Source organism: Adlercreutzia sp. ZJ304 (assembly GCF_011039075.1).
Lineage (GTDB): Bacteria > Actinomycetota > Coriobacteriia > Coriobacteriales > Eggerthellaceae > Adlercreutzia_A.
This window is the reverse complement of sequence record NZ_JAAKEG010000012.1, coordinates 1-11,929: the sequence shown is the minus strand read 5'-3', so window position 1 is coordinate 11,929 and position 11,929 is coordinate 1. Positions and strand designations below refer to the sequence as shown.

The following is an 11,929-nucleotide window of genomic DNA, read 5'->3' as shown; positions in this document are numbered from 1 at the left end:
TCTTTTAGAAATTCGAAACGCGAACACAATATCACATGTTAAGCCCAGCCTCAATGAAAATCTATGCGCTTACCAACTTTAAGCCGCTAGCGCAGCTTTGCGCGACGGTCGCGCCAATCGGGCATAAAAGAATCCATTAGCTTATGAAAGCGTTTACCATGACCGCCCTCTAGCAAATGACACAATTCGTGCACAACCACATATTCCAAGCATTCCGGCGGATATAGCGCAAGACGGGTATTGATGCAAATACGACCAGTAGCAGGTTGACAGCTACCCCATCTGCTTTTCATATTTCGATACACCAATTTGGTAGCGTGCACCCCCATTATTGGCTCCCACGCTTGCACAAGCGGCGGCACACAGGCGCTAACCACCGCCTTCCATTCTTTCTGCTCTTCTGCACTAGCTTGTTCTGCACGAAACGCTGGCGAATTTACAACAGCCAACTGTTGGCGGCGTATCCAGTTTTGCTTTTGGGTAATAAAGCGCTCTATATCGCGCATAGGCATATGCATTGGTGCAGATACTTCTATGCGACCATCAGGTGGCTTTATGCGAAGATTCATATTTTTAATTCGTTTGCGACTAAGCCATATATCAAAACCTGCCACACTGACTAATTGCGCTTGTTCCTTAGCTTTCATTTGCTATTTGCCGCCTTCATAACCAAATCGTAGGCGGTATTTTTCGATATGCCAAATTCTGTCGCAAGGCATTTTGCCGCTTCTTTTGTGCGCGCACCTTGGCTGATTAGCTCAGATGCACGCTGCTCTAAATCGGCAGCACTAGGTTTATTTTCGGATTCATCTGGCGGATCTATAACAAGAACTATCTCGCCTTTTATAGAGCTGGCGGCTTCGCGTTTTGCAAAAATGTTGCACGCTTGCTCGGCAGTTGCGCAAACTATTTCTTCATGCAGCTTAGTTAATTCGCGACAAACTGCCATTCGGCGCGTAGGCATTGTGCGCGCTATTGAAGTTAGCGCCGAAACAAGACGGTTTGGGCTTTCATAAAAAATAAGTGCAGCATCTAGTGTGCGCAGATTTTCCAACGTGCGCTGGCGCTCGTTTTCTTTGCGCGGAAAAAAGCCCCCGAAATAGAAACGCGGACATACCGTGGCACTTGCAACGTAAGCAACAAGTGCCGCACTTGCCCCCGGCAGCACTTCTACTGAAACACCAGCTTCACGCGCCGCCCTTACAAGACGCAAGCCCGGGTCAGACACGCCCGGCATTCCCGCGTCGCTGCAATAAGCTATGTTTGCGCCTTGTGCAGCGCGCGCTATTACATCTAAAGCGCGCTTGGAAAGCGAATTTTCATCTAGGCGCATAAGCGGCTTTGATATGTCGTATGCAGCCAATAATTTCGCAGTTATGCGGGTATCTTCAGCGCACACAAGATCGGATGCGCGCAAAGTTTCAAGCGCGCGCAAAGTTATATCGCCCAAATTCCCTATAGGCGTAGGAACTATAGTTATTTTTCCGTCAGAATTCATGGCTTTATTATAGAAGAGAACGCGTGCGGCGATGCTGAATAGCTTCGTGCAAGCCGCCTGTCAAATCGCCTGCTTTGGTGCGGTTTAAGCTGTAACAATTTGGTACCGCATCGGCTAAAGCGCGTTCAAGCGACCCCGCATTTGCCGCCGTAGATGCAGTTGCGGCGTATATACGAGTTGTATCAAGCGCCCGAAACGCATCTATTGGCATGATTGATTCCTCTGGCTCGCCTGAAAGCAACCTATCTAGTGGAACCGCATTGTGCCAATGGCGAAGAATGCGATGTTTTATGCCGTGTTTTCCGCAAGCCTTGCCAACATAGATTTGGCAATATTTATCCAAAATCATCATGTATACGCCCTGCACTCCGTCAAATTCCCGCAAATCGTATACCGGCTGTAATTGAGCAAAGTTAGCTAGCAACCTTTCTAGAGCGTTATTAAAATCTTCGTGCGAAAGGCGCTTGAAATACGCCATGGACAAATCGTAGTTCAAAAGGCAGCGCTTTTTGTGACTAGCCCACAACCTGCGGTTAGACCGAAGCCACTTGTCTTTAAATAGATAATTACCGCGACCGGTTTTGTATATAAGATTTCGCTTAGACAACCGAAGGTCGCGCAGAGGAAGCCTGCATCTTATCCCGAAATGGACACGGGCATGCGCGGTGCGCGAATGTTTAGATGCAGGCGATACCGACTCACTCAAGCCAATATCTCTTCCTCTATTGCTACCTCAGATGCTAGATCGTCAGTTTTTGGTTGTGGCTGCACATGAGCTTTGCGAACGGCGCGAGCCTGCCCTTCTTTCGCGGCAAGGTTTGCCTTCGCCACAGCTATCATCAGTTTGATGCGGTTCAGCTGATTCACTTCGCTAGCGCCCGGGTCGTAATCAACCGCAACAATATTGCTTTCTGGATATTGGCGGCGCAACTCTTTAATAACCGATTTCCCAACTACATGGTTCGGCAAGCACGCAAACGGCTGCGTACACACTATATTGGGGCAACCCGAACGAATGAGTTCAACCATTTCAGCTGTAAGCAGCCAGCCCTCGCCCATAGAGTTGCAGAGGCTAAGTATTTGGCTTGCGTACTCGGCAAGCTCGTATATATCGGCAGGCGGATGGAAACGCTGGCTGCGCTTTAGCGCATCGTTAACGGGCTTGCGCAGCTTGGCTATGGCAGCTAATCCTATACGACTGCCAAGCGCGCTTTTCGCCGATTTCCCAATTTGGCGCTGGAATATGCCGCCAGCTATGCCGAACAGGAAAAACTCGATCAAGCCCGGCACGACCGCTTCGCAGCCCTCAGCTTCAATTTGATCGACCACTTGGTTGTTCGCCGTTGGATGGAATTTCACCAGAATTTCGCCAACTACACCAACGCGCGGCTTTGTGCCCTCGCCCATCAGGGGCAAAGTATCGAAATCGTCTACGATGCGATTTACCGTGCGTTTGAATTCGCCCATGTTCACACCGCGCGCAAGCTGGGCTTTGCATTCGCTCATCCAATGCTCAAACAGCCTGTTCGTAGAGCCGGGCTCCATTTCGTAGGGGCGCGTGCGATAAAGGCACATCATAAGCAAATCGCCATATTGCAGGGCAAATATAGCCTGATAGAGCATTTTTGGAGTTATCTTGAACCCGGGATTAACTTCGCCTAAGTCTTTGAATGAAAGCGCAATAACAGGAATATGAGCAAGCCCAGCTGCTTTAAGCGCTTTTCGAATTAGCGATATATAGTTAGTTGCACGACATCCGCCACCTGTTTGAGTTATAAGAACTGCCAGCTTATCGGTGTCGTAGCGACCGCTCATAACGGCTTCCATTATTTGCCCAGTTACTAAAATTGACGGATAGCAAATATCGTTGTTTACGTATTTCAAACCGGCATCAACAGCGCCCGTGTCAACCGACGGAAGAAGTTCTACGTTGTAGCCATTCTTCAGGAAAATTGGCACCAGCAATTCGAAGTGATACGGTGCCATCTGAGGTGCCAATATTGTATAGCCGGCATCTTTCATTTCTTGGGTGAACTGCACGCGGGCAAATTCGGTTGAAACCCCTTCGCGCTGCTCTACTGCTTCAGCCGCCACGCCTTCAGCTTTCTGGGTATAGCTTTCGGGCACAAGCGAATCTATGTCAGATTCGCTGATGCAAACAGCCGGACACGGACGCGCCGCCGCCAAAGCATCGGATGTAGCTTCAGCTTCCCTATCTTGCTGATCTTTTAGAGCAGCCAACAAACTGCGCACACGAATACGTGCTGCACCTAGGTTTGACACCTCGTCAATCTTTAACACTGTGTAAACCTTACCCGCCGCTTCAAGCACTTCTTGCACTTGGTCGGTAGTAAGTGCGTCTAGCCCGCAACCAAACGAGTTGAGCTGTATTAAATCTAGGTCGTGGCGCTGCGTTACCACTTTTGCAGCCGCATACAAACGCGTGTGATACATCCACTGATCGACCACGCGTATAGGGCGCTCTAGTTGACCTAGGTGCGCCACGGAATCTTCCGTAAGTACCGCCAAGCCAAAACTTTGCAGAAGCTCTGGAATAGCATGATTTATTTCGGGGTCTTGGTGATAAGGACGACCCGCAAGCACTATGCCATGCGTGCCAGTGCGCTCCATCCATGCAAGCGTTTCTGTACCCTTGCGGCGAATGTCGCGCTTGAATGCTTCGTCTTCTTCCCACGCGGCATCGACCGCTGCCTCTATTTGCGCTTTCGTAAGCGCCGGACCTTTAGCGCCCACCTGCTGGCGGAAAGTGGTGCCAAGTTCTACCCACAAGCGCTCTTTCAGTTTCTCTTTATTGTCGTAGGGAAGCCACGGGCTAACGAATGCCACATCTGTTTCGCGAAGCTCGTCTATGTTTAGGCGAAGCGCCTCGGGATAACTTGCCACAATTGGACAGTTGAAATGATTTCCCGCAGTTGCATCTTCTTGGCGCTCCCACTTGCTGCACGGCATCCATATGAAATCGGGATGCTTCTCAAGCAGATTCATAATGTGCCCGTGAGATAGCTTCGCCGGATAGCAAACACTTTCAGACGGCATGCTTTCTATGCCCGCTTCGTAAGTTTTCTTAGTGGACGGATCGGAGAGCACCACGCGATAGCCCAGTTTAGTGAAGAAAGTAAACCAGAACGGGTAGTTTTCATACATGTTAAGCGCGCGCGGCATGCCCACGCTGCCTCTAGGTGCATCCTCTAGAGCAAGCGGCTCATAGTGTGTAAATATCCTGTCGCTTTTCCATTCGAACAAATTCGGTACGCTGCTTTTTTGGGTGCCGGTACCTAGGCTTTCGCCCTTTTCGCACCTATTGCCCGTTATGAAGCGCCGATGCTTGCCGGTTTCTTCATCAACGCCGAAGTCGTTAACAGTAAGCAAGCAGCTATTCGAGCAACCCTTGCAGCGAACAGTGCGATGCGTAGGCTGAAGCGACTGAATTGCCTCTAAAGTGAGAAGCCGGCTTACAGGCGCACTTGATGGGTCTTCTGCCGCCTGCGCATTGGGAGGGGTGGCGGAAGCGGAGTGGGAGCTGCGCAGCTTCTGATCGCAGCTTTCGCCCCCTTCAACTACAGAATCGGAGGAATGTAGTGAAGGCTGCGTAGCTTCTGAACGAAGTTCTTCCGATTCCGCAGCCTTAGTGCTTTCGCGCCGCAAGTTTGCAGCATATCTGTCGCGCGCCAACAGGGCGGCTCCGAACGCCCCCATGTTTCCAGCTATATCAGGACGCACCGCATTCACTTCCGATAGCTGCTCGAACGAGCGCAATACAGCATCGTTTAGGAATGTGCCGCCTTGAACTATTACCTTTGTGCCCACATCGTGCGGGTCGCGTATCTTAATAACCTTAAACAGCGCGTTCTTTATAACCGAAATTGCAAGACCAGCTGCAATGTCGCCCACTGTAGCGCCTTCTTTTTGCGCTTGCTTCACGCGGCTGTTCATAAACACCGTGCAGCGGCTACCCAGATCGACCGGACGCTTGGCTTGTATGGCAGTTTTCGCGAAGTCTGCCACATCTAAATTCAAACCGCTAGCAAAACTTTCAATAAAGCTGCCGCAACCAGAACTGCATGCCTCGTTCAACATTATGTGTTCGATAACGCCATCTTTCACACGCAAGCATTTCATATCTTGCCCGCCAATGTCTAAGATGAACTCTACGCCGGGAAGCATTTCCTGTGCGCCACGCAAGTGTGCAACTGTTTCTATTTCGCCAGAATCTACCTGTAGCGCTTCTAGCAGCAAACCCTCGCCATAACCCGTAACGGTGGAGTGCCCTATGCGCACAAGCGGCTTACCAGTTGAAGCGTCAGCTGGAAGCGAGTTGTACAAATTGGCTATTGCGGCTTTCGCACAACCTAGCACATCGCCTTTATTGGACGCATAAGTAGACCACAGAAGTTCGCCACTTTCGCCTATAAGCACAGCCTTAAAAGTGGTGGAGCCTGCATCTATACCCAAATATGCCGTACCGCGATAATCATCCAAATTGCCACGGCGCACGCATTCGGAATCGTGCCGTGCCTTAAATTCGGCGTATTCCGCATCTGTTGCAAACAGCGGATCTAGGCGCACAACTTCGCTACCTTGCACGTCCCCTAGCTTTTCGAGACGCTCTAGCACGCAGGCTAGCTTCTCAGCTGCAGCACCTTCCGTAACGCCCGCAATGGCGCAGCCGCACGCCACAAACAAGTGCGCATTCTCGGGCACAATTATTGCATCGTCTTCAAGCGCAAGCGTCTCGTAGAAGCGTTTACGCAGTTCGGGAAGATACTGCAAAGGACCGCCAAGAAACGCCACATTGCCACGAATAGGACGACCGCAAGCCAACCCCGATATTGTTTGCGTTACAACCGACTGAAAAATTGACGCAGCTATGTCTTCTTTGCGCGCGCCTTCATTTAGAAGCGGTTGTACGTCAGTTTTAGCGAACACGCCACAACGACTAGCGATTGGATATATAGTCTCGTGCGTTTTTGCCAGTTCGTTCAAGCCACCCGCATCTGTATCTAAAAGCGCCGCCATCTGATCGATGAATGCGCCGGTACCACCTGCGCAAGTGCCATTCATGCGCTGTTCTATGCCGTTGTCGAAATATATTATCTTCGCATCTTCGCCACCAAGCTCTATTGCGACATCGGTACGAGGAATGAACGCCTCAACCGCTGTTTTGCTGGCAATAACCTCTTGCACAAAAGTTATTCCTAGCCACTGAGAAAGCAAAAGACCACCAGAGCCGGTTATGGCTATAGTCATAGGCTCTTCGCCAAATTGTTCGGCAGCCTGACGAAGCACATCAACTATGGTTGCGCGAACGTCGGCGTGGTGGCGCTGATATACGGACCAGCGAATATTGCGCTGACTATCTAGCACAGCCAACTTTACTGTGGTTGAGCCTACATCTATGCCTATGTGCAAATCGGTTGAAGGCGCGGGCGCGGTGTGCGGCGCTGGTGCGGGCGCGGTGTGCGGCGCTTCATTTACACGCGTTACGCGCATAGCTTGCTCATTGATAGTGGCATCTTCTATCTTGATGTATTTTTGTTCCCTCTTCATGCATGTCTCCTGCTTTGAATTAAAGCGTGTTTTTGCGTTCTATTTGTCAATTTCGCCTAAGCTATTTTTTTAACGTGAGTTTATCAGATACGGGCAGAATTACGACACTCTATGCGCATAAGACACACGGCGTACCGCATTGGCGGCACCGGGCGGCAGCAGCAATAGGTAAGATTGATTGCACCGAGCGGATTGTCTAAGAGCCCGCTTAGCTGATGCATAAGGTTTGCGAGATTTTTTGCTATATTGCATGCACATTTATCAAACAGTGGCAAAATACAAATCGTCTAGGCTAATGCAGGTTGGATTAACCGCTTCTTCTGATGCATGCCAACATATTTCCGGCACGTTTTGTTCCAAATCAGCCAAATCAATAAACCAATCTTCAGAAGAATAGTTTTCCGTAAATACAATTTCTAATGCGCCAACAATATGTTCTATATTGCTAAATTCGTAGGCTTTTCTAATAAACGTCACACCAATTTTTGCATTCATCATACATACAGTGCCATTTTCTCGGCTGAAAAATCTTGCCCATTCTTCCCCTGCATCGAAGTCCCAATCTAGCTCTAAACTGCTATCCGCCGATTGAATTTCCGCAAGTAATTCCGCAAATTCATTGCCAGCAAATATTTTCTTACTACGTGCCCTCTTCAGGACTTCTGTCATATTTTCCACTTTTGAATGCCTAACAATAACATCTAGTATTGCGTTTCTAATAAGACGCAAATCGTGCAGTATTAATTTTGATGAGTCTACCACTCCGGAATCTTTTTGAGACTGTTTGGAAGAAGCTTTTTATCCGAGTTTCAACGCCATTCGATTAGTGCCAGAAAGCCGCATGAAACCAAAGTGTTCATAAAACAATTCAGCAGTTTCGCTAAGAGGATCAACGATAAGAGCCCTAGCACCTGCAAGATTTGCTACTTTCAAAGCGTTCTGGATAGCATCTCGTAGAAGAGATGCACCCAGTCCACAACCTTGGAATCGCTCATCGACGCCCATCATGCCCAACAGTATTGCCGGTACCTGTTGAGGTGCATTACGAACAAACCATCCACCATCAATGTCGGCTCTTGTCACAGAATGGGCACTCAGTGTATAAAAACCCGCAACAACATCGCCGTAATAGACCGCGTAAATAACAGCTGAACCGCGTTTACGAGCAGATGCTGAATGCTTCTTAACCCAATTATCTACGAATTTATCACCACAATGGAAATCAGCTATACCTACGCCCGGCTTAAGCTGAACAGGCTTCGAAAAGCCACTCATTCCCAAACCGCCTTGCGAGTTAGCAAATCTTGAGTGGTTTTCGGCATAGGAGACTCAAGCATCTCGCAAAAGGTATCAAATGCTTCGAGCGAAAGAGCAGTAGTAGTAGCCTCATCTATATCGCGGCGTGCACCTTCATCGAGATGCGCGGTTGCCCATTGTGTAATTGTTTGACCGCGCAGTGATGCCGCACGCTCATAGTTGATGCGCTGAGGCTTAGTAAGCCGAATGTCCATCCGATATAGTTTTTCCTGTTTTTCTACCACCGAAGACACATCTGTCTCCTATCGTTTGATGCATTTTTGACATATTGTACGGATTTATTCCGCACTAATCAATAGTCAGCATTCACATCTTTTTGTAACAGTGGCGAAAAACAAGTAAATTCATACGACAAAGCGCACGAATTGTGAACCCTATTTACTTAGCAAAAATGAATATGTTTACGATGCGTGGTGTCTTTGATATTTTCCTATTATCGTACCGCTAGCTAGAACATGATCCTCAATTGCTTCCATCAACTCTTCTTTTTTACTGTTAACACTTATATCAATCTTTGTATCCAAGGCATATATAGTAAATCTGTACCTATGGTTCCAATTAAATGGCGGTTTAGGTCCTCTATAGCCATGCTTTCCATAGCCTATTCCCTGTTCAATATGTATCGGGTTTTCTATTGTTGCACCTTTGGGTATTGATCCCGGTATTCTATTGTTTGGTGCCAAATTCCATGCAACCCAGTGATTAAACCCCTTCACTATCGGATGGTCCAAATCATCCATTGCGATAGCCAAAGTTATAGTTCCTTCAGGAATATTATCGATAATAAGTTCCGGCGAATTATCCTCAGCATAACCTGCCACACTATCTGGCATCCATCCCTCATTTTCAAATTGGGATGATGTCACCTTTAACTCATTCAATTGTTTTTCTCCGATTTCTAAATGTGCAACTTTAATGTGAGTATATCCGATGCCGCAATTTAAATACCAAACCCGGCAAAAAGCTGCTCGCGATAAGCCGGGTCTTTAGAAGCTTCAAGCACATCAGTTTCGCACCCGGCAGCAAATAGGTGTTCGATAAGAGAATGTAACGCGCCGCTTCCGCGCGTCCTTGCGAGATTCCTTACTCTAGTTCCCACTCTTCACCAGTTTACGTAGCAAAAATTAGCTTGTTGATGTCAATTATTTTGTATGATTAACAAACCGCAAATGCACCGTCATAAAGCAACGGAAATCTCTAGCGAATCATTTAGCCTATCCTCAATAGGACAAGCGCCCGTCCATGTTCCCCTTTTTATCCAATAGTCGATACTGTGTTGCTTACAAAACCGAACAACTTCAAGCGTTTTATCGTTATACCAAGTCTTAACATGAGGAAACTGCGATACAGTCTTGTTATAGTTTGTTCGCCCAAAAATGATTTTATCCGCAAACGATATTCGCTCCAAAATTGACCCTAGATCTTGCTTGACAATATTGGGTGTAGGATAAGGCTCCATACTTACCCATGTTTTACATCCCTTGTTTTTAAGTTTTTCAAGAGCTTGAATTCTATCTTTGTATGGAGCTGCACCAGACTCATAGAGATTGCGATAATTTTCATCAAGAGACACAAGAGTTATCCCATAGATATTCTCCCGCGAAAGAGACGCCAGCTCTTCTGGAAGAACTCCCTTACTTAGCACAACGCAAGGAATACCATCTTCATTAAGACGCTTAATAGCTCGAATACTCATCTCACAAACATCATCATAGCCATACATGAATGAGTCTGTAGTAAAGCAAAGTTGAACATAATTGATCTTTTTTTGAGCCTTGGTATTTCTGCATCAAGTAGCTCCAGTGTATTTGCAACTAAAGCAGGTTTACACCAATCTTCATAGGATTTAACCTTACCAAATCGCTTAGCCATCATCATTGCATAGCAAGGATATTTACATCCATGAGAACAACCCTCCACGTGATTCATGGTGTAATCGCCGTATTCCACCTTAGTTTTATACAACATAGAGCGCCGTATGATAGATCGGCTACATTTCATTGTTAATTACCTCAATCCAAGCTCTTTTACCGCGGCTTTCTTCCATAAAGGCTGTCGGATTATTGTTGCCAGTCATATTAGGTTCTCTTGTAATTTTAACTTTTGCCCTCTTTTCTAGATTGGCGACGATGTTTTTCAAGTCTTTAAATGGAAGAGTAATACCCGCAGATGTCATAAAAGATGCATAGAATTCATTCAATCTGACACGACAACCAAGCTGCAGTAAATATTGCAACATATCGTTTTCGATATCTTTAGATAATATAAGTTCATTTTCCATATTTTGGTTAAAAAGACTAAGCTGATTGCCGCTCTGCATAGCAACATGCTATACAACACTCCACTTTATAACCATCAATTTCTTTAGCCTTGTAGCTTTTTGTAATGTCGCGCCAAACTTGCGTTCCCATTACCCTATCAAGCCTCTTAGCAGCTTCAGATTTTTCCTTAAAATCCCAAGGAACTCGTTCAATCAAATCTTCCTCTGCGGGAACATCTGACAAATCCAATCCGCATACTCGACACGCCTCTCTCAGGAATCCAAAGGAGTTGAAATTTACAAGTATTTCAACTGAGGGACACAATTCAATTAACCTATCAAAAAGAAGCATATCTAAATGCTTTATTCCAAAAGGATCAACATATAAGAATAGATTTGATCCCTCAATATTCAATTCGCTGAGAATTGTAGGCATATCCTCAAATGACTTTTTAAAGATAATTGCATCCCTTGATGCTAGGTTACGATTCAACTCATCCGCATACTAGTCAAAATAGTTAGAAAAATGGTCAAAACTTCCGGCTTTCCATGGTCATAGCGCCGCATAGTTAACTTAAAATGTGAAGAACACTTGGCAAACAGAAAATTTGACGCTTTTTTGATGCCTTAGCAGGCAGGGTTTTGTGTTCAGGACTGTGGAAAGTCGGAAGTTTTGACCATTTTTCGCCTAAAAAGTGACGAAGGCAACACACAACCTAATTGGATGCGCCAAAGAGCAGCGTGCCAAAGAATCGCACCTAATGGCACACTCTTTGACACGCTATATCCGGGATGGAGTTTTCAAAAGAATAGGCACTAAAGCCTGAATTTACGAATTGCTTTTAGTTGTGCATTAAATGCCAAACTCAGCAAAAAGCTGTTCACGATAGGCTGGGTCTTTAAAGGCTTTAAGTACATCATCTTCGCGGTTATGGGAGAAAAGTGTTTCAACTAATACTGCATAACGCATTTCAGCTTCAGCGCGCCCTTGTTGTAAGCCTTCAACTCGTCCTTGTAGGATTCCACGTTCCAGTCCTCGCTCTAACCCACGTTCTTCTCCCTCTTTTAGAGCAGCTCTGCGGGCTATACGTACTTCTCGCTCCCAATCTTCTCCTATTGTACTTACAGAAAACACCTTATTCACCCACTCTCTATCTTTATTGGCTTTGTCTACTACGCTGGCAATAGATGTAACTAGTTTGTCTTGTTTATCTATTTTACCAGTAGAGACATACTCCATAAAAGAGAGCAGATGCTTATCTTTTGTCTTTGCATAGTCTTTGCAG

The 11,929-nt window shown here is 46.6% G+C and carries 11 protein-coding genes and 1 pseudogene; all 12 read right to left on the bottom strand.

Annotated features, from left to right (window positions below):
* Nucleotides 1–86 precede the first annotated feature (86 nt).
* A complete protein-coding gene (locus G7Y46_RS07285; RefSeq protein WP_165253662.1) occupies nucleotides 87–647 on the bottom strand; it encodes a SprT family zinc-dependent metalloprotease in 561 nt (186 codons plus the stop codon).
* The gene (rsmI, locus tag G7Y46_RS07280; RefSeq protein WP_165253660.1) at nucleotides 644–1,498 is read right to left on the bottom strand and encodes a 16S rRNA (cytidine(1402)-2'-O)-methyltransferase; all 855 of its coding nucleotides are present in this window, start codon (nucleotides 1,496–1,498) and stop codon (nucleotides 644–646) included. Before rsmI ends, G7Y46_RS07285 begins: the two co-directional genes overlap by 4 nt.
* Nucleotides 1,499–1,505: 7 nt before the next feature.
* The gene (locus G7Y46_RS07275) at nucleotides 1,506–2,204 is read right to left on the bottom strand and encodes a hypothetical protein (RefSeq protein WP_165253658.1); all 699 of its coding nucleotides are present in this window, start codon (nucleotides 2,202–2,204) and stop codon (nucleotides 1,506–1,508) included.
* Nucleotides 2,201–7,066 carry a 2-hydroxyacyl-CoA dehydratase gene (locus G7Y46_RS07270; RefSeq protein WP_241157092.1) on the bottom strand — a complete coding sequence of 1,622 codons (4,866 nt, stop codon included), beginning with the start codon at nucleotides 7,064–7,066 and terminating at the stop codon, nucleotides 2,201–2,203. The genes G7Y46_RS07275 and G7Y46_RS07270 overlap by 4 nt, the downstream gene beginning before the upstream one ends.
* A 261-nt stretch (nucleotides 7,067–7,327) precedes the next feature.
* Entirely contained in the window at nucleotides 7,328–7,828 is a 501-nt protein-coding gene (locus G7Y46_RS07265; RefSeq protein ID WP_165253656.1) for a hypothetical protein, read from the bottom strand.
* A gap of 36 nt (nucleotides 7,829–7,864) precedes the next feature.
* Nucleotides 7,865–8,341 (bottom strand): GNAT family N-acetyltransferase, encoded by a 477-nt coding sequence (locus tag G7Y46_RS07260; RefSeq protein WP_165061698.1) that lies wholly within the window; start codon nucleotides 8,339–8,341, stop codon nucleotides 7,865–7,867.
* On the bottom strand, nucleotides 8,338–8,616 hold the full coding sequence (locus G7Y46_RS07255; RefSeq protein ID WP_206214186.1) for a DUF1778 domain-containing protein: 279 nt from the start codon (nucleotides 8,614–8,616) through the stop codon (nucleotides 8,338–8,340). Before G7Y46_RS07255 ends, G7Y46_RS07260 begins: the two co-directional genes overlap by 4 nt.
* Before the next feature lie 168 nt (nucleotides 8,617–8,784).
* Nucleotides 8,785–9,264, bottom strand: a complete 480-nt coding sequence (locus G7Y46_RS07250; protein WP_165253654.1) for a YbhB/YbcL family Raf kinase inhibitor-like protein — start codon at nucleotides 9,262–9,264, stop codon at nucleotides 8,785–8,787.
* 296 nt (nucleotides 9,265–9,560) lie between these two features.
* The gene (locus tag G7Y46_RS07245; protein ID WP_206214185.1) at nucleotides 9,561–10,106 is read right to left on the bottom strand and encodes a radical SAM protein; all 546 of its coding nucleotides are present in this window, start codon (nucleotides 10,104–10,106) and stop codon (nucleotides 9,561–9,563) included.
* Nucleotides 10,107–10,373: 267 nt separating this feature from the next.
* The gene (locus G7Y46_RS07240; protein WP_165253652.1) at nucleotides 10,374–10,703 is read right to left on the bottom strand and encodes a hypothetical protein; all 330 of its coding nucleotides are present in this window, start codon (nucleotides 10,701–10,703) and stop codon (nucleotides 10,374–10,376) included.
* Nucleotides 10,681–11,079: a hypothetical protein gene (locus G7Y46_RS07235; protein ID WP_165253650.1), complete on the bottom strand. Its 399-nt coding sequence runs from the start codon at nucleotides 11,077–11,079 to the stop codon at nucleotides 10,681–10,683. Before G7Y46_RS07235 ends, G7Y46_RS07240 begins: the two co-directional genes overlap by 23 nt.
* A 417-nt stretch (nucleotides 11,080–11,496) precedes the next feature.
* Nucleotides 11,497–11,929 (bottom strand): annotated as a pseudogene (locus G7Y46_RS07230) (hypothetical protein); the annotation flags it as partial.